The organism is Sphingobium sp. CR2-8 (genome assembly GCF_035818615.1).
Taxonomy (GTDB): Bacteria; Pseudomonadota; Alphaproteobacteria; order Sphingomonadales; family Sphingomonadaceae; genus Sphingobium.
This window is the reverse complement of record NZ_JAYKZY010000002.1, coordinates 1,853,223-1,877,369: the sequence shown is the minus strand read 5'-3', so window position 1 is coordinate 1,877,369 and position 24,147 is coordinate 1,853,223. Positions and strand designations below refer to the sequence as shown.

Below are 24,147 nucleotides of genomic sequence, written 5' to 3'. Positions count from 1 at the left end.
TAAACAACCGAACAACAACACCTTAAGGAGGCTAGTGCAGTGGCGACGAAGGTAGCAATTAACGGTTTCGGACGTATCGGACGCCTGGTGGCGCGCGCAATATTGTCGCGCACCGACCATGACCTGGAACTGGTCAGCATCAACGATCTGGGCGACGTCAAGTCCAACGCCCTGCTGTTCAAGCGCGACAGCGTCCATGGCAACTGGAAGGGCGATGTCAGCGTGGATGGCGATTTCCTCGTCGTCGACGGCAAGAAGATCAAGGTAACGGCTGAGCGCGATCCCGCCAACCTGCCGCACGCCGCCCTTGGCGTTGAAATCGCGCTGGAATGCACCGGCATCTTCACCACCAAGGACAAGGCGAGCGCGCATCTGGCTGCAGGCGCCAAGCGCGTCATCATTTCCGCGCCCGGCACCAACGTCGATCGCACCGTCGTGTTCGGCGTCAACCATGACGCGCTGACCGCCGACGACATCGTCATTTCGAACGCCAGCTGCACCACCAACTGCCTGGCCCCGCTCGCCAAGGTGCTGAACGACGCCATCGGCATCGAAAGCGGTTTCATGACGACGATCCACAGCTATACCAACGACCAGAACACGCTGGATCAGCTGCATAGCGACATGCGTCGCGCTCGCGCCGCCGCGCTCTCGCAGATACCGACTTCCACCGGCGCCGCTCGCGCGGTGGGTGAAGTTCTGCCCGAATTGAAGGGCAAGCTGGATGGATCGTCGATCCGCGTGCCGACGCCCAATGTCTCGGTCGTGGACCTCAAGTTCATTCCCAAGCGCCCGACAACGAAGGACGAAGTCAACAGCCTGCTCAAAGCTGCGTCGGAATCCGGCCCATTGAAGGGCGTGCTGGGCTATTCGGACGAACCGCTGGTTTCGATCGACTATAATGGCGATCCGCGCAGCTCGACCGTCGACAGTCTGGAAACCGCCGTTGTCGACGGCAAGCTGGTCCGTGTGCTTAGCTGGTACGACAATGAATGGGGCTTCTCGAACCGCATGATCGACACCACCGGCGTCGTCGCGAAGTTTCTGTAATCTAACGAACGGATAGTTTCCGTTCGCCCTGAGCTTGTCGAAGGGCTGTTCTTCTTGAAAAGAAGTGCAGGGCTTCGACAGGCTCAGCCCGAACGGGGCTGGGTAATCAGGGGAGAAGACATGACCAAGCCGTTCAAGACGCTCGACGATATGGGCGACATCACCGGCAAGGTGGTGCTGGTGCGCGAAGATCTGAACGTACCGATGCAGGATGGCGCGGTCAGCGACGACACCCGTCTGCGCGCGGCGATGCCGACGGTGCTGGAACTGGCCGATCGCGGCGCGAAGGTGCTGATCCTGGCGCATTTCGGCCGTCCCAAGGGGCAGAAGAACCCCGAATTTTCGCTGTCGAAGATCACCAGGCCGCTTACCCAGGTGCTGGGCCGTGAGGTGCAGTTCATCCCCGATTGCCAGGGTGAGGCGGCCGTTGACGGTATAGCGGTGATGCGCCCCGGCGACATCGCCATCCTGGAAAACACGCGCTTCCACGGTGGCGAGGAGAAGAACGATCCTGCGCTGGTCGATGCGATCGCGGCGATCGGCGATCTCTACGTCAATGACGCCTTCTCCGCCGCGCACCGCGCCCATGCCTCGACCGAAGGGCTGGCGCACAAGCTGCCCGCCTTCGCCGGTCGTTCCATGGAAAAGGAACTGGACGCGTTGCAGGCGGCGCTGGGCGAACCGGTCAAGCCGGTTGCGGCCGTGGTCGGCGGCGCGAAAGTGTCTACCAAGCTCGACGTGCTCAACAATCTGGTGAAACAGGTCGATCACCTGATCATCGGCGGCGGCATGGCCAACACTTTCCTCCACGCGCGCGGCGTCGATGTCGGCAAGTCGCTATGCGAAAAGGATCTGGCCGACACGGCCGAGGCGATCTTCGACGCGGCGGAAGCGGCCGGTTGCATCATCCATCTGCCCTATGATGTGGTCGTCGCGAAGGAATTTGCGGCCAATCCGCCCAGCTTGCGCACCTGCAACGTGCATGAAGTCGCCGAAGACGAGATGATCCTGGACGTCGGCCCCGCCGCCGTAGAGGCGCTAGGCGATGCGCTCAAAAACTGCCGGACGCTGGTGTGGAACGGGCCGCTCGGCGCGTTCGAGATCGCACCGTTCGACGCTGCGACCGTCGCGCTGGCGAAGACGGCGGCGGCGCTGACCAAGGAAGGGCAGTTGACCTCCGTAGCGGGCGGCGGCGATACCGTGGCGGCGCTCAACCATGCGGGTGTGGCGGCCGACTTCACCTTCGTTTCGACCGCCGGCGGCGCTTTCCTGGAATGGATGGAAGGCAAGGAACTGCCGGGCGTCAAGGCGCTGATGGGCTGACCCGATAGCAATGCGGGGCGTCAGCGCGCGATGCTGGCGCCCCGGTCGAACAGCAGGAAGACGATCGTGGCGACGCCGCCGATCGCGGCCCCCGCCAGCGCGCTGGCGCTCCACCCGCCCGCTTCATACGTGACCGACCCGATCACCGATCCCAATGCGCCGACCAGGAACATCACGGTCACATAGGCCGCGTTGATGCGCCCCCGCGCGTCGGGATCGAGCGAGAAGATCAGTTTCTGCCCGGTGATCTGGCTCATCTGCACCGCCCCGTCGATCAGTACGGCCATGATGGTGAAGCCGATAAGGCTGCCCGCCGCCACGGTCCAGTCGGCGAGCAGGAAACCGATCGTAAGGCCACCCAAGCCGATGAGCGAGGCGGGGCGGGTGAGGCGGCGATCCGCCAGCCACCCTGCGATCGGCGCGACCAGCGCCCCGCCTGCGCCCGCCAGCGCGAAAGCGCCGATCCCGGCATGGCCCAGATGAAATTCGTGGATCAGCGCCAGCGGCGCGGCGGTCCAGAACAGGTTGAACGCCGCGAACATCGCCGCCTGATAGAAGGCGCGCATCCGCACCACCCGATGCTTGCCCAGTTGCGCGAAGGTGGACGCCAGCACCTGTCCATAATGCATGCCGCCCTGGGGCTTGCGCTTCGGGCAGGCCGCGATCAGCGCGGCACCGACCGCCGCCATGACGACCGCCGACAGGATGAAGGTGGCGCGCCAGCCGACCGATCCGGCCAGGAAATTGGCGATGGGCCGCGACAGCATGATGCCGAACAGCAGGCCGCTCATTACCGTACCCACCACGCGGCCCTGTTTTTCCGGCGCGGCGAGGTGCGAGGCGAGGGGGACCAGCACCTGCGCGCCCGTCGCGCCGACGCCGGTCAGGATCGACGCGACCAGGAAGCTCGTCGGGCCATTCGACAGGGCAATGGCGATGCAACCCACTATGGTGGTCGCGATCGACGTCAGGACGATGGTCCGGTTTTCGAACAGATCGGCCAGCGGTACGACAAGGAAAAGGCCCGCGCCATAGCCCAGCTGGGTCAAGGTCGTGATCAGCCCCGCCACACTGGCCGACATCCCGATTTCCGGCCCGATCACGTCGATCAGCGTCTGGGCATAATAGAGGTTGGCGGCCATCACGCCGCACGCCACGGCCATCAGCAGGATGGCGCCGTGGGGCAGGTCGGGACGGTCGGAAGCGATGGCGGGATCGGTCATGTGCTGCCTAATGGGCCGCCGCGCCTACCCTTTCAATCGCCGCCGTCCGATTTATTATGTGGCGCATCAGGTCCGGCCGCCCTTTGTGGCGCCACATGCCGCGAAGCCAGCCATAATGGCACGGTTCCGCCGGGGTCGATCGGGAACGCGTCTTGCAGTGCGGCATGGGACTGGCTAACAGCCCGAAGATCGGCGATCATGATGCCGAGGCCGCACCCGGCGGGCAGGCGATTGGAGCGCCTGCCATCAGTCTATTTTGCCGCCAACGGGCGGCGCCCAAGGGAAGGTATGTGCAGATGCTGGATCAGGAAATGAAGCAGAAGATCGCGACGGGCGAAGGCTTTATCGCCGCGCTCGACCAGAGCGGCGGTTCGACGCCCAAGGCGCTCAAGGGCTATGGTATCGAAGAAGACGCCTGGACCAGCGACGAGGAAATGTTCGGCCTGATCCACGCTATGCGCAGCCGCGTCATCACCTCGCCCGCCTTCACCGGCGACAAGGTGCTGGGCGCGATCCTGTTCGAGCGCACCATGGACGGCACGGTCGATGGCAAGCCGACCCCGCAGGCGCTGCTGGAGCGCGGCGTGGTGCCCTTCATCAAGATCGACAAGGGTCTGGAGGAAGAGGCGAACGGCGTGCAGCTGATGAAGCCCAATCCCGATCTCGACATCCTGCTCCACCGCTCGAAGGCGCTGGGCGTATTCGGCACCAAGGAACGCTCGGTCGTCAACCTCGCCAACCGCGAAGGCATCGCCGCCGTGGTCGCGCAGCAGTTCGAAGTCGGCAAGCAGGTGCTGGCCGCCGGTCTGATGCCGATCATCGAGCCGGAAGTGAACATCAAGTCGCCCGAGCGCGCCGAAGCTGACCAGATATTGCTCGAAGAAATCCTCAAAAATCTCGATGCCTTGCCCGACGGCGTTCAGGTGATGTTGAAACTGTCTCTGCCGACCAAGCCCGGCCTGTTCGATCCGCTGGTCGATCATCCCGCCGTGCTGCGCGTTGTCGCCCTGTCGGGTGGCTTCGCCCGTCCCGAGGCCTGCGTCGAACTCGCCAAGAATCGCGGCATCATCGCCAGCTTCAGCCGGGCGCTGCTCAACGACCTTCGTCACCAGATGACCGACGCGGAATTCGACGCATCGCTGGGCGAAGCGATCGATGAAATCCATGGCGCCTCGACCGCAAAGCAGCCGGTAGCGGCCTGATTGGGAGATGCCGGGCGGATCAAGCCGCCCGGCATTCATCGCTATTTATAACCCCGTTCGCCCTGAGCCTGTCGAAGGGCTTCCCTTCCCCGTTAAAAAGGAAAGGACTTTAACAGGCTCAGCCCGAACGGACGAAAAGTATGGGGCGCATTCGGTCATAGCGCCCTTGGCGTAACAGTCCGAATGGCTATAAAGCGCCCATGACCGATTTCACCGATGAAGAGCTGGCGCTCGATCCGCATTTTGCCGACCAGTTCGATGCGGGCTTCCGCCCCGCCTGCCAGCTTTACCTGATTTCGCCGCCCGCCATCGGCGACGATTTCGTCGAGCAACTCGCGGCGGCCTTCGATGGCGGCGGCGTCGCGGCGTTTCAGTTGCGGCTCAAGGGGCTGGATGATCATGCCATCGCTGCGCTCGCCCCGCCGATCCAGGCGCTGTGCGCGGAGCGGGGCGTCGCCTTCATCATCAACGATAGTATCGGCCTGGCTAAGCGCCTGAACGCGGACGGCGTCCATCTGGGGCAGGAGGATGGCGACCCGCGCGATGCGCGCAAGCAACTGGGTCCGAAGGTCCAGATCGGCGTCACCTGCCACGACAGCCGTCATCTGGCGATGGAAGCGGGAGAGGCGGGGGCGGACTATGTCGCTTTCGGCGCTTTCTATCCCACCACGACGAAGGAAACCTTCCACCGCCCCGAACCCTCGATCCTGGGGTGGTGGACCACCCTGTTCGAACTGCCCTGCGTTGCGATCGGCGGCGTCACGGCGGACAATGCCGGACCACTGGTGGCCGCCGGGGCGGATTTCCTGGCGGTCAGCAGCGCGGTGTGGAACCATCCCGAAGGCCCGAAGGCCGGGGTAGCCGCCTTCGCGGAGGTGCTGGCCAGCAAGCCGCCACCGCCGCGCTGACGCGGCGCGCACCCTTCCGCCCGCTCATGCGTTTCTTCCTCGCTCGAAGAGGGAGAGAATGTCTTGAAAACCCGTATATTGTTTGCGGCTTTGCTGTGCAGCGCCTGCAATGTCAGCGTGACCGACGCCAATAGCAGCGCGCAGCCGAACAGCGCCGCGCCGAGCGATAACGGGGCGGCCGCGGCGGTCGCGGCCAAAAACGAGGCCTATACCTTCACGATAGAGCCGGAACATAACGCCTTTCTCGCCAGCAAATTTCTGCAGGCACAGGTCGCGCTCGACCGCTGGGGCTTTTCCCCTGGCGTGCTGGACGGCAAGGACGGCATGAGCTTCAAGGCGGCGTTGCGCGGTTTTCAAACGGCGCATGACCTGCCCGTGACGGGCGAATATGACCAGAAGACCGCCACTGCTTTGTTGGAGGGCGAAGCGCGACCCACCACCTATCTGGTCAGGATTCCCGAAGATTTCGCGCGCGGTCCCTTCTTCGATATGCCCAAGGGGTTGAACGCCCAGGCGGGCCTGCCCGCGCTGACCTACCGCAATCTGCTGGAAAAACTGGCCGAGCGTTTCCACACGACGCCCGAAGCGCTGACGGCGCTCAACCCGCCGAACACGAAGGTCGGGGCCGGGACGACCATCCGCGTGCCCGCGATCGACAATCAGCCGGTCGCGCAGATCGAAGGGGACGAGCGAGGCTGGGGCGAGACGCTCGCCGGTCTGGGCGTGGCTAAGGACCAGCCGCAAGCCGACCATATCGTCGTCGACAAATCCGAAGGCCTGCTCAAGGTCTATAATGCGGAAAACCGCCTGATCGCGCAATTCCCGGTGACGACCGGGTCGCAACATGATCCGTTGCCGCTGGGCGAATGGACCATCAAGGGCGTCAGCCGAAACCCGGTTTTCCATTATAATCCCGACCTTTTCTGGGACGCGTCGTCCAAGGACGAGAAGGCGGTGCTGAAACCCGGTCCCAACGGTCCCGTCGGCGTGGTGTGGATCGACATTTCCAAGGATCATTATGGCATCCATGGCACGCCCGAGCCGCAGACGATCGGGCGCACGGAGAGCCATGGCTGCATCCGCCTGACCAACTGGGATGCCGCGCGGCTGGCCCAGATGGTGAAAAGCGGGGTCAAGGCGAAGTTCCAGGCATGAGGGCGAGGCCGTGAGGGTGCGGCGATGGGGCGGCGCGGCGCTGGCGGCGCTGCTCTGCGTCGCCTTCGCGCATTTTTGCGTGCGGATCGTCCCGGCCGACGCGCCGGGGTCGGCGCCCGCACCAGCGCCGAATGAGGCCGAGCGGGATCGCCCGGACAATGGCGTCCTGCTGATCCCGGCGGACGGCGTTCCGGCGTCCGCGCTCACCGACACCTTCACCCAGGCCCGCGCCGGGGGCGCACGGCCGCATGACGCGATCGACATCATGGCGGCGCGGGGCAGGGCGGTGCTGGCGGCGACGGATGGCAGGCTGGAGAAAATCTTCTGGAGCCAGGGTGGCGGACGCACCCTCTATCAGCGTTCGAAGGACGGGCGTCTGATCTATTATTACGCACATCTCGACAGCTATGCGCCGGGCCTGCACGAAGGGCAGATGCTGCGGCGCGGGCAGCGCATCGCGACGGTCGGCAGCACCGGCAATGCCGATCCGTCCGCGCCGCATCTGCATTTCGCGATCCACGCCATGCAGGTCGGAGAACCCTGGTATGGAGGCAGGGCCATCAATCCCTATCCGCTGCTGGCGAAGCGCTGACCTGTCCTATGATCGGCCCGTTTGCTATGCCTTGGATATAGCCGATCGTCGGGCACGCCGACTTTCCGAAAATATCCTATTTAGGAAACACAATGTCGCGATCGGCGGGAAAAGTGCGAAGTTAAGGGTCGACCCGCGCCCCCTTGCCCTTGGCGTCGTCCCGCTGTAAAGCGCCGCGCAGCCTCCAAGAGGCCGGCTCTTTTCCACCTTCAGACATATAGGCAGGCTCTTCCCATGGCGAAGATCAGCGGCGTGGACATTCGTCCCGGCAACAATATCGAATATGAGGGCGGCCTGTGGCGCGCCGTCAAGATCCAGCACACCCAGCCCGGCAAGGGCGGCGCCTATATGCAGGTCGAACTCAAGAACCTGATCGACGGCCGCAAGAACAACGTCCGCTTCCGCTCCGCAGAAAGCGTCGAGCGCATCCGCCTCGACACGAAGGATTTCCAGTATCTCTATGCCGAAGGCGACATGCTCGTCTTCATGGACAATGAGAATTACGAGCAGATCAACCTGCCCGCCGAATTGCTGGGCGACGCCGCCGACTTTCTGCAGGACGGCATGGAAGTGACCCTGGAAATGTATGAGGAACGGCCGATCTCGGTCCAGCTGCCCGACACGATCGAAGCGACCGTGGTCGAAGCCGACGCCGTGGTGAAGGGCCAGACCGCCTCTGCCAGCTACAAGCCCGCAATTCTTGACAATGGCGTGCGCGTCATGGTCCCGCCGCATATCGTCAGCGGCACCCGCATCGTCGTGGACGTCTATGCCCGCGAATATGTGAAGCGCGCGGACTGATGACCGTGGACCGCAGCACGGCATCGGCCGCCATCCTCGCGATCGCAACCCTGTCGGCTGCGGTCCCCACACAGGCCGTGGCGCAGACGACCGCGCCGTCCAAGGCGCAACTCGACAGCGCAGCGCATGTGCTGCGCGTGGTGACGACCGCGCTCCAGTCCGACCAGGTCGAACAGCCGGTCAAGAACGCGCTGTTCGAATGCCTCTATTCCAATTCGGTCGCCAAGATCAGCGAAGCGACCGACAAGGTGATCGCCGCCAACGCTGGCAAGGTCGATCGCAAGGATGCGTCGCAGATGCTGGCGGTCATCGCGGGGGTGTGCGGTTATCGCCCCGCCGCCCCGGCCGCCAAGCCCGCCCCCAAGAAATAACTTACTAGACCGCCCTATGGGGCGGCGGAGACACTATATGGCATCGCATTCCGGCCTCCTCACCGTCATGGAGCGCGCCGCGCGCAAGGCTGGCTCGAAACTGCGCCGCGACTTCGGCGAAGTCGAGCATCTTCAGGTCAGCCGCAAGGGGCCTGCCGATTTCGTGTCCAAGGCCGACCAGCAGGCGGAAAAGACGCTGGTCGAAGAGCTTCAGAAGGCGCGCCCGGACTGGGGCTTTCTGGTGGAAGAGGCGGGCGAGATCCCGGGCGATCCCACCAAGCCGCGCTGGATCATCGATCCGCTCGACGGCACGACCAACTTCCTGCACGGCATCCCGCACTTTGCCATTTCGATCGCGGTCGAAGAACCACAATATGGCAGCGGCAAGCGCGAGATCACGACCGGCCTCATCTATCAGCCCGTCACCGACGAAAGCTATTGGGCGGAAAAGAGCCGTGGCGCATGGCGTCATGACCAGCGCCTGCGCGTGTCGGCTCGCCGCGACATGGCCGATTGCGTCATCGCGACCGGCATTCCGTTCATGGGGCATGGCAACATGGCCGAATGGACGCGCATCTTCGGCGCGGTCGCGCCGTCGGTCGCGGGCATCCGTCGTTTCGGGGCCGCCTCGCTCGACCTCGCCCATGTCGCCTCCGGCCGCTACGACGGCTATTGGGAAAGCGGATTGCAGCCCTGGGACGTTGCCGCCGGGCTGTTGCTGGTCCGTGAAGCAGGCGGCTTCGTCAGCGATTTTCGCGGTGGCGATCAGGTCATCGAACGCAAGGAAGTGATCGCCGGGAACGACGCGATCCATTCCAAATTGCACAAGCTTGTTGCTGGCGCATTGCGCTAAAGTCCCATGAGGCCAAGCGGTTCAACCACTTGGCCTTTTTGCGATTCATTCTCACGTCCTTGGGGCCTTGCTTCGCATATGCAGCAGGCCTAAAGCGCGCCCCAAGACACAATTTTCGCCCAGGGGATTCCATTGGTCGATCTCGCCCAATATCTGCCGATCCTGATTTTTCTCGGGGTCGCCTTGCTGCTCTCAGGCACCTTTGTTTTCCTGCCCATGCTGGTAGGTCGCCTGACGGGCGCGCATAAGCCTGATCCGGCCAAGCTGTCCGAATATGAATGCGGCTTCCCCGCGTTCGAGGAACCGCGCAGCCAGTTCGATGTGCGCTTCTATCTGGTCGCCATCCTCTTCATCATCTTCGATCTTGAAGCGGCGTTCCTGTTCCCCTGGGCTGTTAGCCTCGACCAGATCGGCTGGGCCGGCTGGGCGACCATGATGATCTTCATAGCGGAGCTGGTGCTTGGCCTCGTCTATGCGTGGAAGAAGGGAGCACTCGATTGGGAGTAGAACTCTATAACCCTGCGCCCGGCACCTTGCCCCCGCAGGGCACGCAGCCCGACCAGGACTTCTTCAACTCGCTCAACAGCGAAGTGAACGACAAGGGCTTCCTCGTCACCTCGACGGAGGATTTGTTTACCTGGGCGCGCACCGGCTCGCTCTGGTGGATGACCTTTGGCCTCGCCTGCTGCGCGGTCGAGATGATCCACGTGAACATGCCGCGCTACGACATGGAGCGTTTCGGCGCCGCGCCGCGCGCGTCCCCGCGCCAGTCGGACGTGATGATCGTCGCGGGTACGCTGTGCAACAAGATGGCGCCTGCGCTGCGCAAGGTCTATGACCAGATGTCCAACCCGAAATATGTGATTTCGATGGGCAGCTGCGCCAATGGCGGCGGCTATTATCACTACAGCTATTCGGTCGTGCGCGGCTGCGATCGCATCGTGCCGGTCGACATCTATGTGCCCGGTTGCCCGCCGACCGCCGAAGCGTTGCTCTACGGTGTGATGCAGTTGCAGCGGAAGATCCGCCGCATCGGGACGATCGAGCGCTGATATGGCCCATTCCGCACCCAAGATCGCGACCATCGACGGGATTGCCGATGAAATCGGCGCCCTGCTGGGATCGATGCTGATCGAAACCATCGATCATGCCGATGAGCTGACTTTCATCGTCGTGCGCGACGATCTGGTAAATGCCATGGTCGCGCTGCGCGACATGGCGCATTACCAGCAGTTGATGGAAATCGCGGGCGTCGACTATCCCGATCGCGCCGAACGTTTCGAGGTCGCCTACCATCTGCTCAGCGTCACGCGGAACCACCGCATCCGTGTGAAGGTGTCGACCGACGAAGATACGCCGGTCCCCACCGTCACGCATCTCTGGCCGGTCGCAGGCTGGCTGGAGCGCGAAGTGTTCGACATGTATGGCGTCGTGTTCGACGGCAACACCGACCTGCGTCGCATCCTGACCGATTACGGCTTCAAGGGGCATCCCCAGCGCAAGGATTTTCCGCTGACGGGCTATGTCGAGCTGCGCTATTCCGAAGAGGATAAGCGCGTCGTCTATGAGCCGGTGAAGCTGGCGCAGGACTTCCGCAGCTTCGACTTCATGTCGCCGTGGGAAGGCGCGCAATATGTGCTGCCGGGCGACGAAAAGGCGGCCGTGCCGCCGCCGCCTGCCGCCGCCCCCACGCCCAAGGCGACCGACAGCAAGGCTGACACCGGCGCTGGCGAAGCCGCGAACAAGAAGGCGGAGGAAAAGTCGGCAGACGCGCCGACCAAGCCCGCCGCCGCCACCGATGAAGGCAAGGGCGCAGCCAAGCCGGAGGACAAGGCATAATGTCCGACTATCTGGAAAAGCTGGACCATCATGTCGACGCGGCCGACCCGGCCTATGGCGACACGGAAATCCAGAATTACACGATCAACTTCGGCCCCCAGCATCCCGCCGCCCATGGCGTTCTGCGTCTGGTGATGGAGCTGGAAGGCGAAATCGTCGAGCGTTGCGATCCGCATGTCGGCCTGCTGCACCGCGGCACCGAAAAGCTGATCGAATATAAGACCTATATGCAGGCGCTGCCTTATTTCGATCGGCTGGACTATTGTTCGCCGCTCGGCATGGAGCATAGCTATGTGCTGGCGATCGAAAAGCTGCTGAATCTGGAAGTGCCGCTGCGCGCGCAATATCTGCGCGTGTTCTTCGCGGAACTGACCCGCATCTGCAATCACATGCTCAACCTTGGGAGCCATGTGATGGACGTCGGCGCGATGACGCCGAACCTGTGGCTGTTCGAAATTCGCGAGGATTGCCTCAACTTCTTCGAACGTGCGTCGGGTGCCCGCATGCATTCGGCCTATTTCCGGCCGGGCGGCGTGCATCAGGACGTGCCGCTCAAGCTGCTGACCGACATCGCCGACTGGCTCGACACGCGCCTGCCGCGCCTGTTCGAAGACGCGATTAGCCTGGTGGCCGACAACCGCATCTTCAAGCAGCGCAATGTCGATATCGCCATCGTGTCCAAGGAAGATGCGCTGAAATGGGGCTTTTCCGGTCCCATGATCCGCGGCTCCGGCATCCCCTGGGATATCCGCAAGTCGCAGCCTTATGACGTGTATGATCGGATGGAATTCGACGTTCCCGTCGGCACCCAGTTCGACTGCTACGACCGCTTCATGGTCCGCGTCGAGGAAGTCCGCCAGTCCGCGCGCATCATGAAGCAGTGCCTGAACGAGATGCCTGAAGGGCCGATCGCCAGCTTCGATCGCAAGGTTTCGCCGCCCAAGCGCGGTGAGATGAAGCACTCGATGGAAGCCCTGATCCACCATTTCAAACTCTATACCGAGGGCTTCCACGTGCCTGCCGGCGAAGTCTATGTGGCAACCGAAAGCCCCAAGGGCGAATTCGGCGTCTATCTGGTCAGCGACGGCAGCAACAAGCCCTATCGCTGCAAGATCCGCCCGACCGCCTTTTCGCATTTGCAGGCGATGGATTTCATGATGAAGGGCCACATGCTGGCCGACACCACCGCTGTCCTCGGCGCCATGGACATCGTGTTTGGAGAGTGTGACCGCTAATGGCTGACGCAGTGCATATCCCGGACGAGGCCGAAACCCGCGCGCGCTGGGGCGCGTTCGAGTGGACGGCCGACAATGCCGAGCAGGCCAAGAAGGTGATCGCGCGCTATCCCGCCGGTCGCCAACAGTCGGCGGTGATGCCGCTACTGGATCTGGCGCAGCGTCAAGTGGGTGCGGAAACGCAGACCAATGGCTGGCTGCCGGTGCCGGTAATGGAGTATATCGGGCGTCAGCTCGACATGCCCTACATGCGCGTTTATGAAGTCGCGACCTTTTACACCATGTATAATCTGGCCCCCGTGGGCCGCTATCATGTGCAGGTGTGCGGCACGACGCCCTGCATGCTGCGCGGATCGGACGATGTCTTTTCGGCCTGCAAGAACAAGGGGCTGATCAAGGGCGGCACGACGCCAGACGGCCTGTTCACCCTAACCGAAGTCGAATGCCTGGGCGCCTGTGCCAACGCGCCGATGGTCCAGATCAACGACGATAATTACGAAGATCTGACCTATGACAGCATGAGCGCGGTGCTGGAGACTTTGGCCACCGGCGGCCAGCCCAAGATCGGCCCGCAGATCGATCGCCAGACCAGCGCACCCGAAGGCGGTCCCACGACCCTCAAGGAGATGGTCACGGAAAATCACGACTATCGGGGAGAATGGTGATGCCAGAGGCCTCCGCACCGGCACCCGCACCTTTTGTCGGCCCGTTGTCCGACAAGGACCGCATCTTCACCAACGTCCATGGCTTCCAGGATTGGGGCATCGACGCGGCGATGAAGCGCGGCGATTGGGACAATACCAAGAAGCTGATGGAAATCGGCCAGGACGCGATTATCGACACCATCAAGGCGTCGAACCTGCGCGGCCGTGGCGGCGCTGGCTTCCCGACCGGCATGAAGTGGAGCTTCATGCCCAAGGAAAGCAAGGACGGCCGTCCCAGCTTCCTGGTCATCAACGCCGATGAATCCGAACCCGGCTCCTGCAAGGACCGAGAGATCATTCGCCACGATCCGCACAAGCTGATCGAAGGTGCGCTGATCGCCGGTTTCGCGATGCGGGCGCGCGCCGCCTACATCTATATCCGGGGCGAGTTCATCTATGAGGCGAAGGTGCTCTTCGCTGCGGTCGAGCAGGCCTATGAAAAGGGCTTCATCGGCAAGAATGCCTGCGGTTCGGGCTATGATTTCGACGTCTTCGTCCATCGTGGCGCGGGCGCCTATATCTGCGGCGAGGAAACCGCGCAGATCGAAAGCCTGGAAGGCAAGAAGGGCCAGCCGCGCCTAAAGCCGCCTTTCCCGGCGGGCGCGGGCCTCTATGGCTGCCCGACGACGGTGAACAATGTCGAGAGCATTGCGGTTTCGCCGACGATCCTGCGTCGTGGGGCGGCCTGGTTCAATGGCTTTGGCCGTGAGAATAATCGCGGCACCAAGCTGTTCCAGATCAGCGGCCATGTGAACAAGCCCTGCGTCGTCGAGGAATTGATGTCGATCCCGTTCCGCGAACTGATCGACCGCCATTGCGGCGGCATTCGCGGCGGTTGGGACAATCTGCTGGCGGTGATCCCCGGCGGCTCCTCGGTGCCGCTAGTCCCTGCGCGGGAAATCATGGACGCGCCGATGGATTTCGACGGGTTGAAGGCGGTCGGTTCGGGCCTTGGCACCGCCGCCGTCATCGTCATGGACAAGTCCACCGACATCGTCCGCGCCATTTCGCGTCTCTCCTACTTCTACAAGCATGAGAGCTGCGGCCAGTGTACGCCGTGCCGCGAAGGCACCGGCTGGATGTGGCGGGTGATGGAGCGGCTGCGCACCGGCGACGCAGACCTTTCCGAAATCGACATGCTGCATCAGGTCACCAAGCAGGTCGAAGGCCACACCATCTGCGCGCTGGGCGACGCGGCGGCTTGGCCGATCCAGGGCCTCATCAAGCATTTCCGCCCGGAAATCGAGCGCCGGATCAATGAAAACAAGGGTAGCGCCCCCGTCATGGAGGCAGCGGAGTAATCATGCCGAAGGTCAAAGTTGACGGCGTAGAACTCGAAGTCCCGGCGGGCGCGACAGTCCTCCAGGCGTGCGAGCTGGCGGGGAAGGAAATCCCCCGCTTCTGCTATCATGAGCGGCTGTCCATCGCGGGCAATTGCCGCATGTGCCTGGTCGAGGTGAAGCCCGGACCGCCCAAGCCGCAGGCCTCCTGCGCGCTCCCGGCGGCCGAGGGTCAGGACATTCGCACCGATAGCGAGATGGTCAAGAAGGCGCGCGAAGGGGTGATGGAGTTCCTGCTCATCAACCACCCGCTCGACTGCCCGATCTGCGATCAGGGTGGTGAGTGCGACCTTCAGGACCAATCTGTCGCTTATGGCCGTGGCTCGTCGCGCTATGACGAAAACAAGCGCGCCGTCACCGAGAAGAATATGGGTCCGATCGTCAAGACGGTCATGACCCGCTGCATCCAGTGCACCCGCTGCGTGCGCTTTGCAGAGGAAGTCGCGGGGGTACCGGAAATCGGCGCGATCTATCGCGGCGAAAATATGCAGATCACGACCTATCTCGAACATGCCGCCAAGAGCGAGCTGTCGGGCAATGTGGTCGACCTGTGCCCGGTCGGCGCGCTGACCGCCAAGCCCTATGCGTTCGAAGCGCGTCCGTGGGAATTGAAGAAGACCCACGCGATCGACGTGATGGATGCGGTCGGCACCAATATACGCCTCGACAGCCGTGGTCGTCAGGTGCTGCGCGCCGTGCCGCGCATCAATGACGACGTGAACGAGGAATGGGCGAGCGACAAGACCCGGCATAATGTCGACGGTCTGGTCCGCAAGCGCCTGGACAAGCCCTATGTTCGCAAGGACGGCAAGCTGGTGCCTGCGACATGGGCGGAAGCCTTTGCCGCCGTCGCAGCGGTTCAGCATGGCGGCAGCGTAGCCGCGATCGCGGGCGACCTGCTCGATTGCGAGACGATGTTTGCGGGCAAGCTGCTGGTCGAAAAGCTGGACGGTACGCTGCTCGAAGGGCGTCAGACGGGTCTGTCCTACGACGTGTCGAGCCTGTCCTCGGTGAACTTCAACACCACGTTGAACGGCATCGAGACGGCGGACGTCATTCTGCTGGTCGGCACCAATTTGCGCTGGGAAGCGCCGCTGGTGAACACGCGCATCCGCAAGGCGATCAAGAAGGGCGCGAAGGTCTTCGCGGTTGGGCCCGAAGTCGACCTGACCTACAAGGTCGAATGGCTGGGCAACGACGCGTCGCTGCTCGCCGAGCTGCCGGAAGCGGTGATCGAAGCATTCGGCAAGGCGGCCCGTCCCGCGATGATCGTGGGCGGCGGCGTGCTGGCCAAGGACGGCGCGCATGGCGACACGCTGGCGCTGGTCGAGACGCTGGGCCTGATCAAGGACGACTGGAACGGCTATAACGTCCTGCACTTCGCGGCGGCCCGCATGGGCGGCCTGATGCTGGGCTATGCGACGCAGGGGGGCATCAAGGCGGTTGCAGCGGCCAAGCCCAAGCTGCTCCTGTCGCTGGGCGCGGACGAAGTCGATTACGCGGCGTTCGAAGACAGCTTCAAAGTCTATGTCGGTCATCATGGCGACAAGGGCGCGCATGCGGCGGATGTGATCCTGCCGGGCGCAAGCTATGCCGAAAAGGCGGGCACCTACGTCAATCTGGAAGGCCGGGTGCAGTTCGGTGAAAAGGCCGTGTTCGCGCCGGGCGATGCCCGCGAGGACTGGTCGATCCTGCGCGCGCTTTCCGAAGCGCTGGGCGCGACGCTGCCGTTCGACAGCTTCGACGCGCTTCGTGCCGAAATGGCGAAGGCGGTTCCCGCATTGGGTGTCGAGGGCTTGGCCGATTATGGCTGGTCCATCCCCTCGCTGCCCACAGGCGCGACCGGTGAACTGGGTTCGCCGATCAAGGATTTCTACCTGACCAACGCCATCTGCCGCGCCAGCCCGACGATGCAGCAATGTTCGGCCGAGCTGGTCCACGGCGTGACCTACGCGGAGGCCGCAGAGTGACCGCTTTCTTCCAAAATCTGGGCGTGCCGTTCGAAGGCGCCTGGTTCCTGTCGACCATCATCGGCATCCTGGCGATCGCGCTGCCGGTCATGCTGGCAGTCGCGATGATCATCTATGCCGACCGCAAGATCTGGGCGGCGATGGCGCTGCGCCGTGGTCCCAACGTCGTTGGTCCCTTCGGTCTGCTGCAAAGCTTCGCGGACGGTCTCAAGGTCTTCCTGCAGGAAACCATCGTTCCATCGGCGTCGAACAAGGCCCTGTTCCTGATCGCGCCGATCATTACCTTTACGGTGGCGCTGATGGCTTGGGCCGTCATACCTTTCCAGGTCGGCGTGGTCCTGGCGAACATCAATGTCGGGTTGCTCTACATCCTCGCGATTTCCTCGCTGGGCGTCTATGGCATCATTCTGGCGGGCTGGGCCTCCAACTCCAAATATCCCTTCTATTCCGCGATCCGCGCCAGCGCGCAGATGATCAGTTACGAAGTCTCGATCGGCTTCGTCATCATCACCGTGGTGCTGTGGGCCGGCAGCTTCAACCTGACCGCGATCGTGGAGAGCCAGAAGGGCTATTATGGCTTCCTGAACGGCAATGGCTTCAATCCGCTGCTTTTCCCGATGGCGATCATGTTCCTGATCTCGGCTCTGGCCGAAACGGCGCGCGCGCCCTTCGACCTGACCGAAGCGGAAAGCGAGCTGGTCGCGGGCTATCAGACCGAATATTCGTCGATGGCCTTCGCGCTCTACTGGCTCGGCGAATATGCCAACGTCATCCTGATGTGCGCGCTCAATGCGATCCTGTTCTGGGGTGGTTATCTGCCGCCGTTCGACTGGGCGCCGCTCTATCTGGTGCCGGGCATCTTATGGCTGTTCGCCAAGATCCTGTTCTTCTTCTTCGTCTTCTCCTGGGTGAAGGCGACGGTGCCCCGCTACCGTTATGACCAGCTGATGCGGCTGGGCTGGAAAATCTTCCTGCCGACCTCGCTCCTCTTCGTCTTCCTGGTATCGGGCTTCCTCATGCTGACGCGCTATGGAGGCGCACAATGAGCCTCGCTTATTATATCAAGAGCTTCACCCTCTGGGAGTTTGTGAAGGCGCACGCGCTGACCTTGAAATATTTCTTCAAGGCCAAGGCGACCATCAACTATCCCTATGAGAAGAACCCGATCTCGCCCCGTTTCCGTGGCGAACATGCGCTGCGCCGCTATCCCAATGGGGAAGAGCGCTGCATCGCATGCAAGCTGTGCGAAGCGATCTGTCCTGCGCAGGCGATCACCATCGAGGCGCAGCCGCGCGACGATGGCAGCCGCCGCACCACGCGCTACGACATCGACATGACAAAGTGCATCTATTGCGGCTTCTGCCAGGAAGCCTGCCCGGTCGATGCCATCGTCGAGGGACCGAATTTCGAGTTCGCGACCGAAACCCGCGAGGAGCTGATCTATGACAAGAACAAGCTCCTGGAAAACGGCGACAAATGGGAACGCGCGATCGCCGCGAACCTTGCCGCCGATGCCCCCTATCGTTAAGCCGCGCGCGTCAAAGGGAATATGAACCTGTGATTCACGTCCTCGCCTTCTACGTGTTCGCCATCATGGTGGTGAGCAGTGGCGCGCTCACCATCCTGTCGCGCAACCCCGTTCATTCGGTGCTGTGGCTGATCCTGGCCTTCTTCAACGCGGCGGGCCTCATGATCCTGCTCGGCGCGGAATTTATCGCGATGCTGCTCGTCATAGTCTATGTCGGTGCAGTCGCGGTGTTGTTCCTGTTCGTCGTCATGATGCTGGACATCGATTTCGCCGAACTGCGGGCCGGTTTCGTCAGCTATCTGCCCTTCGGTCTTCTGATCGCGCTGGTGCTCCTGGCCGAGATCATTCTGGGCATCGGTTTGTGGAGCGTGGGGCCAATCGAACTGGCGCAGCGCGCAGCGCCTGCTGCGCCTGACGTGTCGAACATCAAGGCGGTCGGTACGCTCCTCTACACGCGCTACATCTTCCTGTTCGAAGCGGCGGGCGTTGTCCTGCTGGTCGCGATGATCGGGGCGATCGTCCTGACGCACCGCGCACGTGGCGGCGTGAAGGGCCAGAATATCGCCAAGCAGAACCGGCGCCGTCCGGAAGATGCTGTGCGCAACATCAATCAGCCCATCGGGCAGGGGGTGGAGCTGTGATCGGCCTTCAACATTATATGGTGGTCAGCGCCATCCTCTTCGTGATGGGGGTGCTGGGCATCTTCATCAATCGCAAGAATGTCATCATCATCCTGATGGCGATCGAGCTGATCCTTTTGAGTGTGAACATCAACCTGGTCGCCTTCAGCGCCTTCCTGGGCGATCTGGTGGGCCAGGTCTTCGCGATGTTCGTGCTGACCGTCGCGGCGGGTGAATCGGCCATCGGCCTTGCCATCCTCGTGATCTACTTCCGCGGTCGCGGCACCATCGCCGTCGATGACATCAATCAGATGAAGGGCTGAGCCAAGTTCCATGATCCAGCTTATCGTCCTTCTACCGCTGCTGGCTGCTGCCATTGCGGGCCTCGGCAACAAGGCCCTTGGCAAGCTGCCGGCCAAGATCGTCACCACCGGCGCGCTGTTCGCAGCCTGCGCCATGAGCTGGGCGATCTTCATTCCCTTCCTGACCGGCAGCGCGGAAGCGCATGTCACGCCGCTGTTCACCTGGATCGAAAGCGGCAGCTTCGATGCGCAGTGGGCGTTGCGCATCGACACGATGACCGCCGTTATGCTGGTGGTCATCACCAGCGTATCGAGCCTGGTCCACCTGTATAGTTGGGGCTATATGGACGAGGAGCCGGATCAGCCGCGCTTCTTCGCCTATCTGTCGCTCTTCACCTTCGCGATGCTGATGCTCGTGACCGCGAACAATCTGCTCCAGATGTTCTTCGGTTGGGAAGGCGTGGGCCTGGCCTCCTACCTGCTCATCGGTTTCTGGTTCCGTAAGCCGTCGGCCAACGCGGCCGCGATCAAGGCGTTCGTCGTCAACCGCGTCGGCGACCTCGGCTTCATGATGGGCATTTTCGGCACCTATCTGGTGTTCAACACCATATCGATCCCGGAAATCCTGGAAGCTGCGCCCGCCATGGCCGGTTCGACCATCGGTTTCCTGGGCTATCGCTTCGATACCATGACGGTTCTCTGCCTGCTTCTGTTCGTCGGCGCGATGGGCAAGTCGGCGCAGCTTGGCCTGCACACCTGGCTGCCGGACGCGATGGAAGGCCCGACGCCTGTGTCGGCACTGATCCACGCGGCAACCATGGTTACCGCAGGCGTCTTCATGGTGTGCCGCCTGTCGCCGATGTTCGAAACCTCGGCGACGGCGCTGACGGTGGTCACTTATGTGGGGGCCGCAACCTGCCTGTTCGCCGCGACCGTGGGCACGGTGCAGACCGACATCAAGCGCGTCATCGCCTATTCGACCTGTTCGCAGCTGGGCTACATGTTCTTTGCAGCGGGCGTCGGTGCCTATGGCGCGGCGATGTTCCACCTCTTCACGCATGCCTTCTTCAAGGCACTCCTGTTCCTGGGCGCAGGTTCGGTGATCCATGCGATGCACCATGAGCAGGACATGCGCTATTATGGCGGCCTGCGGAAAAGCATCCCCATCACTTTCTGGACGATGACGCTCGGCACACTTGCCATCACCGGTGTCGGCTTGCCGATCGTCGGCGTGGGTTTTGCCGGTTTCTATTCGAAGGACGGCATTCTGGAGGCTGCTTATGCCGCTGGCGGCGCTGGCACCGGTGCGTTCATCGTGGGCGTATTCGCCGCGTTGCTGACCAGCTTCTACAGCTGGCGTCTGGTCTTCCTGACCTTCTTCGGAAAGCCGCGCTGGACCCAGTCGGAGCATATCCAGCACGCGTTGCATGACGCGCATGGGCATGACGCGCACGGTCATGACGCGCACGGTCATGACGACCACGCGCACGACGCGCCGTCGCAGGAAGATGCTGGTCATGAGCCGCATGCCCATGCAGCGCATGGTCACGACCATCATCATGCCCATGATGCAGGCGACGGCACGGGTGGTTACCATCCGCATGAAAGCCCGCTGGTCATGCTGATCCCGCTGATCGTGTTGAGCCTGGGGGCCGTGTTCGCCGGCTTCGTCTTCCACGACCAGTTCATCGGGCCGGAAGGCGGCATAGAGTTCTGGAAGGGCGCGCTATCGTTCGACAGCCACCTGATGCACGCGGCGCATGAAGTGCCGACCTGGGTCAAGTTCGCGCCGTTCACGGTGATGCTGACCGGTCTGCTCGTCGCCTGGTTGAGCTACATCAAGAACACCGACTGGCCGCAGCGTTTCGTCGCGACCTTCACCGGCCTCTACACGTTCCTGCTCAACAAATGGTATTTCGACGAGCTGTATAACTTCTTGTTCGTCAAGCCTGCCTTCGCCATCGGCCGCTTCTTCTGGAAGTTCGGTGATGTGGGCTTCATCGACCGCTTCGGGCCGAATGGCCTGGCTGCTCTGGTCGTGCAGGGCAACAAGATCACCCGTCGGCTTCAGTCCGGCTACCTCTACACCTACGCGCTGGTGATGCTCATCGGGCTAGCCGCGGCCGCAACCTGGGCGATGACACGATAATGGACGGCTTCCCCATCCTTTCCCTGATGATGGCAGTGCCGATGGCCGGGGCCATCGCCTGCCTGTTCGCGGGCGCCAACGCGGCGCGCTGGATCGCGTTGATCGCCACGCTGGTGGACTTCGTCCTGGGCATCGTCCTGTGGATGAATTTCGACCAGGGCGGTCTGCAATGGCAGTTCCAGGAATATGCGCCGGTCTTCGGTCGCTTCGCCTGGGCGCTGGGTATCGACGGTATCGCCCTGATGCTGATCGCGCTGACTGTATTCCTGATGCCGATCTGCATCGGCGCTAGCTGGAACGCGATCAACAAGCGCGTCGGCGAATATATGGCGGCTTTCCTGTTCATGGAGGTGCTGATGATCGGCGTCTTCACGGCGCAGGATCTCTACCTCTTCTACATCATGTTCGAAGCTGGCCTGATCCCGATGTATCTGATCATCGGCATCTGGGGGGCGCAGACCGGATCTACGCCTCTTACAAATTCTTCCTCTACACGTTGCTCGGCTCGGTTCTGATGCTGATCGCGATGATGTGGATGGTGCACGAAGCGGGCACGACCGAAATTCCGGTCCTGATGGCCTATAATTTCGATCCCCATGTCCAGACCTGGCTGTTCCTGGCCTTCTTCGCCAGCTTCGCCGTGAAGATGCCGATGTGGCCGGTCCACACATGGTTGCCCGATGCGCACGTTCAGGCGCCGACGGCGGGGTCCGTGATCCTGGCGGGCGTGCTGTTGAAGATGGGTGGCTATGGCTTCATCCGCTTCTCCCTGCCGATGTTCCCCGAAGCCTCGGCGCAGCTTGCGCCGCTGGTCTGGGGCCTGTCGATGGTCGCGGTGGTGTATACTTCGTTGGTCGCCCTTGTTCAGTCGGACATGAAGAAGCTGATCGCCTATTCCTCGGTCGCACATATGGCGATCGTGACCGTCGGTCTGTTCGCCTTCAATCAGGCAGGTATCGAGGGCGCGATGATGGTCATGCTGGGTCACGGCCTGGTGTCGGGCGCACTGTTTTTGTGCGTAGGTGTCATCTACGATCGCCTACATACCCGCGAGATCAGCCGCTATGGTGGCCTCAGCATCAACATGCCGCGCTATGCAACGCTGTTCCTGCTGTTCACCATGGCGTCTGTCGGTCTGCCCGGCACCAGCAACTTCGTCGGCGAATTCCTCTCGCTGATGGGCATCTATCAGGCGTCGAGCTGGGTGGCGCTGGTCTGCACCACGGGCATCATCCTGGGCGCGGCCTATATGCTCTACCTCTATCGCCGCATCTGCTATGGCGATCAGGTCAATGCCGATGCCGCCGCCATGCCCGACCTGTCGGGCCGGGAAATCTGGTTGCTCGCGCCGATCGCTGCCGCCGTGTTGTGGATGGGAGTCTATCCCGAAAGCTTCCTCGCCCCGATGCGGTCCGACATTCGCGCGCTCGAAGCGCGCCTCGCCCCTGCGGCTCCCGCAGGAGATTCCAAGATCAAGATGGGTGCGCCCAAGCCAGCAAGTGAGGGCCATCATGAAGAAGCACCGGCGCACGGGGAGGCGCATTAATGGTTGACTCCGCTTCCCTTCTGGCGGTCCTGCCGGAACTCGTTCTGACGGTGGGCGGGCTTGGCCTGCTGCTCGTCTCAGCCTTTGCTGGCGAGGGTTCGGCCCGTGTCATAAACTGGCTTTCGGTCGTTACCTTAGTGATCGCTGGCCTGACCTTGTCCGTCTCTCTCGCCCATGGGCCTGATGCTTTCGATGGCCTCTATCGTGCTGATGCCTTCGCGGCCTTTGCCAAGGCGTTAATCTATGGCGCCGCCGCGGCGGCCATCCTGCTGGCCCCGCGCTTCTTCGCGGTGGGCGGCAACCCCCGTCCCGAATATCCGGTCCTGATCCTGTTCGCCGCCATCGGCATGGGCATGATGGTGTCGGCGGGCGACATGCTGACGCTGTATGTCGGCCTGGAGATGAACAGTCTCGCCTCCTATGTTCTGGCCAGCTTCATGCGGCAGGACGAACGCTCTTCCGAAGCGGGCCTCAAATATTTCGTGCTGGGTTCGCTCGCCAGCGGCATCCTGCTCTATGGTATCTCGTTGCTGTATGGCTTCACCGGCAGCACCGCGTTCGACGGCATTGCCGTGGCGGTGGGCGATGGCGTGTCGAAGGGTGAACTGTTCGGCTTGGTGTTCGTGCTGGCTGGCCTTGCCTTCAAGATCAGCGCCGTGCCGTTCCATATGTGGACGCCCGACGTCTATGAAGGCGCGCCGACCCCGGTCACGACCTTCTTCGCCAGCGCGCCCAAGGTCGCGGCGATTGGCCTCACCGTACGCGTCGCGATCGAAGCGCTTGGCCCGGCAGGATTGGACTGGCAGCAGATCGTGATCTTCGTGGCGCTCGCATCGATCCTGCTCGGTGCGGTGGCCGCGATCGGCCAGACCAATATCAAGCGCCTGATGGCCTATTCGTCGATCAACAATGTCGGCTTCGCGCTGATCGGCCTGGCCGCCGGCACGCCCGCTGGCGCTGCCGCTACGATGAGCTACATGGCGATCTATGTCGTCATGACGATCGGCGGCTTTGCCTGCATCCTGCAAATGCGCGATGCGGACGGCAAGCCGGTAGAAACGATCGCCAGCCTGGCTGGCCTGTCGCAGTCGCGCAAGGGCCTGGCTGCCGCGCTCGCCATCTTCATGTTCTCGATGGCCGGCATCCCGCCGCTCTTCGGTTTCTGGGCGAAGTTCCTGGTGTTCGATGCGGCGGTGGCGTCGGGCCTGACTGCGCTGGCCGCCTTCGGTATCGCGGCCTCGGTGATCGGTGCCTTTTATTACCTCAAGATCATCAAGACGATATATTTCGACGAACCGGCCATGGCGTATGAAGCGAAGGGCGGCCCGGTCGAAAATGTCATCCTGACCGCCTGCGCTGTCGTGATCGTGCTGGGCTATCTGCTCAACCCCGTGCTGGATCATGCGAGCGCCGCCGCGGCGGCGTCGCTCTTCTGA

Annotated in this window: 23 protein-coding genes and 1 pseudogene; 23 read left to right on the top strand and 1 reads right to left on the bottom strand. The window is 62.6% G+C overall.

The features are described 5' to 3' along the window. Positions 1–39: 39 nt before the first annotated feature. Both gap and U5A82_RS13075 read left to right on the top strand, forming a co-directional pair. Positions 40–1,050 (top strand): type I glyceraldehyde-3-phosphate dehydrogenase, encoded by a 1,011-nt coding sequence (gap, locus tag U5A82_RS13080; RefSeq protein WP_326291292.1) that lies wholly within the window; start codon positions 40–42, stop codon positions 1,048–1,050. 120 nt (positions 1,051–1,170) lie between these two features. Next, the gene (locus U5A82_RS13075; protein ID WP_326291291.1) at positions 1,171–2,373 is read left to right on the top strand and encodes a phosphoglycerate kinase; all 1,203 of its coding nucleotides are present in this window, start codon (positions 1,171–1,173) and stop codon (positions 2,371–2,373) included. A 20-nt stretch (positions 2,374–2,393) separates the two neighbouring features. Here the strand turns inward: U5A82_RS13075 and U5A82_RS13070 are convergent, their stop codons facing one another. After that, positions 2,394–3,596 carry an MFS transporter gene (locus U5A82_RS13070; protein WP_326291290.1) on the bottom strand — a complete coding sequence of 401 codons (1,203 nt, stop codon included), beginning with the start codon at positions 3,594–3,596 and terminating at the stop codon, positions 2,394–2,396. Between the two features lie 296 nt (positions 3,597–3,892). On the opposite strand from U5A82_RS13070, the gene U5A82_RS13065 reads away from it, so the two are divergent. The 21 genes and pseudogenes from U5A82_RS13065 (at position 3,893) to nuoN (ending at position 24,147) form a co-directional block, all read left to right on the top strand. Further along, positions 3,893–4,798, top strand: a complete 906-nt coding sequence (locus tag U5A82_RS13065; RefSeq protein ID WP_326292932.1) for a fructose bisphosphate aldolase — start codon at positions 3,893–3,895, stop codon at positions 4,796–4,798. 200 nt (positions 4,799–4,998) lie between these two features. Beyond that, entirely contained in the window at positions 4,999–5,706 is a 708-nt protein-coding gene (gene thiE / locus U5A82_RS13060) for a thiamine phosphate synthase (RefSeq protein WP_326291289.1), read from the top strand. 63 nt (positions 5,707–5,769) lie between these two features. Then, a complete protein-coding gene (locus U5A82_RS13055) occupies positions 5,770–6,861 on the top strand; it encodes a L,D-transpeptidase family protein (protein ID WP_326291288.1) in 1,092 nt (363 codons plus the stop codon). Between the two features lie 10 nt (positions 6,862–6,871). Further along, positions 6,872–7,453, top strand: a complete 582-nt coding sequence (locus U5A82_RS13050) for a M23 family metallopeptidase (protein WP_326291287.1) — start codon at positions 6,872–6,874, stop codon at positions 7,451–7,453. Positions 7,454–7,687: 234 nt separating this feature from the next. Next, the gene (gene efp / locus U5A82_RS13045) at positions 7,688–8,254 is read left to right on the top strand and encodes an elongation factor P (protein ID WP_261934514.1); all 567 of its coding nucleotides are present in this window, start codon (positions 7,688–7,690) and stop codon (positions 8,252–8,254) included. Further along, positions 8,254–8,625, top strand: coding sequence for a hypothetical protein (locus U5A82_RS13040; RefSeq protein ID WP_326291286.1), 372 nt, complete (start codon positions 8,254–8,256; stop codon positions 8,623–8,625). The genes efp and U5A82_RS13040 overlap by 1 nt, the downstream gene beginning before the upstream one ends. A gap of 37 nt (positions 8,626–8,662) precedes the next feature. Continuing rightward, complete coding sequence (locus U5A82_RS13035; RefSeq protein WP_326291285.1) at positions 8,663–9,478, top strand: inositol monophosphatase family protein; 816 nt, start codon at positions 8,663–8,665, stop codon at positions 9,476–9,478. A gap of 132 nt (positions 9,479–9,610) precedes the next feature. Next, positions 9,611–9,985, top strand: coding sequence for an NADH-quinone oxidoreductase subunit A (locus U5A82_RS13030; protein ID WP_326291284.1), 375 nt, complete (start codon positions 9,611–9,613; stop codon positions 9,983–9,985). Then, a complete protein-coding gene (locus tag U5A82_RS13025; RefSeq protein ID WP_169573700.1) occupies positions 9,976–10,530 on the top strand; it encodes a NuoB/complex I 20 kDa subunit family protein in 555 nt (184 codons plus the stop codon). The genes U5A82_RS13030 and U5A82_RS13025 overlap by 10 nt, the downstream gene beginning before the upstream one ends. Position 10,531: 1 nt before the next feature. Continuing rightward, a complete protein-coding gene (locus tag U5A82_RS13020) occupies positions 10,532–11,317 on the top strand; it encodes an NADH-quinone oxidoreductase subunit C (RefSeq protein ID WP_326291283.1) in 786 nt (261 codons plus the stop codon). Then, the gene (locus U5A82_RS13015; RefSeq protein WP_326291282.1) at positions 11,317–12,552 is read left to right on the top strand and encodes an NADH-quinone oxidoreductase subunit D; all 1,236 of its coding nucleotides are present in this window, start codon (positions 11,317–11,319) and stop codon (positions 12,550–12,552) included. Before U5A82_RS13020 ends, U5A82_RS13015 begins: the two co-directional genes overlap by 1 nt. After that, entirely contained in the window at positions 12,552–13,217 is a 666-nt protein-coding gene (locus U5A82_RS13010; RefSeq protein WP_326291281.1) for a complex I 24 kDa subunit family protein, read from the top strand. The genes U5A82_RS13015 and U5A82_RS13010 overlap by 1 nt, the downstream gene beginning before the upstream one ends. Beyond that, positions 13,217–14,557, top strand: coding sequence for an NADH-quinone oxidoreductase subunit NuoF (gene nuoF / locus U5A82_RS13005; RefSeq protein ID WP_326291280.1), 1,341 nt, complete (start codon positions 13,217–13,219; stop codon positions 14,555–14,557). Before U5A82_RS13010 ends, nuoF begins: the two co-directional genes overlap by 1 nt. A 2-nt stretch (positions 14,558–14,559) precedes the next feature. Beyond that, positions 14,560–16,566, top strand: coding sequence for an NADH-quinone oxidoreductase subunit NuoG (nuoG, locus tag U5A82_RS13000; protein WP_326291279.1), 2,007 nt, complete (start codon positions 14,560–14,562; stop codon positions 16,564–16,566). Beyond that, positions 16,563–17,612 (top strand): NADH-quinone oxidoreductase subunit NuoH, encoded by a 1,050-nt coding sequence (nuoH, locus tag U5A82_RS12995; protein WP_326291278.1) that lies wholly within the window; start codon positions 16,563–16,565, stop codon positions 17,610–17,612. The genes nuoG and nuoH overlap by 4 nt, the downstream gene beginning before the upstream one ends. After that, positions 17,609–18,094, top strand: a complete 486-nt coding sequence (nuoI, locus tag U5A82_RS12990; RefSeq protein WP_326291277.1) for an NADH-quinone oxidoreductase subunit NuoI — start codon at positions 17,609–17,611, stop codon at positions 18,092–18,094. The genes nuoH and nuoI overlap by 4 nt, the downstream gene beginning before the upstream one ends. A 29-nt stretch (positions 18,095–18,123) precedes the next feature. Beyond that, a complete protein-coding gene (locus U5A82_RS12985; protein ID WP_326291276.1) occupies positions 18,124–18,735 on the top strand; it encodes an NADH-quinone oxidoreductase subunit J in 612 nt (203 codons plus the stop codon). Next, a complete protein-coding gene (nuoK, locus tag U5A82_RS12980) occupies positions 18,732–19,037 on the top strand; it encodes an NADH-quinone oxidoreductase subunit NuoK (protein ID WP_326291275.1) in 306 nt (101 codons plus the stop codon). The genes U5A82_RS12985 and nuoK overlap by 4 nt, the downstream gene beginning before the upstream one ends. 10 nt (positions 19,038–19,047) lie before the next feature. After that, a complete protein-coding gene (nuoL, locus tag U5A82_RS12975) occupies positions 19,048–21,165 on the top strand; it encodes an NADH-quinone oxidoreductase subunit L (protein WP_326291274.1) in 2,118 nt (705 codons plus the stop codon). Beyond that, positions 21,165–22,711 (top strand): annotated as a pseudogene (locus tag U5A82_RS12970) (NADH-quinone oxidoreductase subunit M). The gene nuoL and the pseudogene U5A82_RS12970 overlap by 1 nt, the downstream one beginning before the upstream one ends. Then, on the top strand, positions 22,711–24,147 hold the full coding sequence (gene nuoN, locus U5A82_RS12965) for an NADH-quinone oxidoreductase subunit NuoN (RefSeq protein ID WP_326291273.1): 1,437 nt from the start codon (positions 22,711–22,713) through the stop codon (positions 24,145–24,147). Before U5A82_RS12970 ends, nuoN begins: the two are co-directional and overlap by 1 nt.

Excerpts from the sequence above, each read along its gene's own strand:
- nuoG (WP_326291279.1), top strand. The coding sequence starts at position 14,560 with ATGCCGAAGGTCAAAGTTGACGGCGTAGAACTCGAAGTCCCGGCGGGC.
- U5A82_RS13020 (WP_326291283.1), top strand. The coding sequence starts at position 10,532 with ATGGCCCATTCCGCACCCAAGATCGCGACCATCGACGGGATTGCCGAT.
- nuoL (WP_326291274.1), top strand. The coding sequence starts at position 19,048 with ATGATCCAGCTTATCGTCCTTCTACCGCTGCTGGCTGCTGCCATTGCG.
- U5A82_RS13075 (WP_326291291.1), top strand. The coding sequence starts at position 1,171 with ATGACCAAGCCGTTCAAGACGCTCGACGATATGGGCGACATCACCGGC.
- U5A82_RS13070 (WP_326291290.1), bottom strand. The coding sequence starts at position 3,596 with ATGACCGATCCCGCCATCGCTTCCGACCGTCCCGACCTGCCCCACGGC.
- nuoI (WP_326291277.1), top strand. The coding sequence starts at position 17,609 with ATGAGCCTCGCTTATTATATCAAGAGCTTCACCCTCTGGGAGTTTGTG.
- U5A82_RS13035 (WP_326291285.1), top strand. The coding sequence starts at position 8,663 with ATGGCATCGCATTCCGGCCTCCTCACCGTCATGGAGCGCGCCGCGCGC.
- U5A82_RS13010 (WP_326291281.1), top strand. The coding sequence starts at position 12,552 with ATGGCTGACGCAGTGCATATCCCGGACGAGGCCGAAACCCGCGCGCGC.
- nuoF (WP_326291280.1), top strand. The coding sequence starts at position 13,217 with ATGCCAGAGGCCTCCGCACCGGCACCCGCACCTTTTGTCGGCCCGTTG.
- U5A82_RS13065 (WP_326292932.1), top strand. The coding sequence starts at position 3,893 with ATGCTGGATCAGGAAATGAAGCAGAAGATCGCGACGGGCGAAGGCTTT.
- thiE (WP_326291289.1), top strand. The coding sequence starts at position 4,999 with ATGACCGATTTCACCGATGAAGAGCTGGCGCTCGATCCGCATTTTGCC.
- efp (WP_261934514.1), top strand. The coding sequence starts at position 7,688 with ATGGCGAAGATCAGCGGCGTGGACATTCGTCCCGGCAACAATATCGAA.
- U5A82_RS13015 (WP_326291282.1), top strand. The coding sequence starts at position 11,317 with ATGTCCGACTATCTGGAAAAGCTGGACCATCATGTCGACGCGGCCGAC.
- U5A82_RS13040 (WP_326291286.1), top strand. The coding sequence starts at position 8,254 with ATGACCGTGGACCGCAGCACGGCATCGGCCGCCATCCTCGCGATCGCA.
- nuoN (WP_326291273.1), top strand. The coding sequence starts at position 22,711 with ATGGTTGACTCCGCTTCCCTTCTGGCGGTCCTGCCGGAACTCGTTCTG.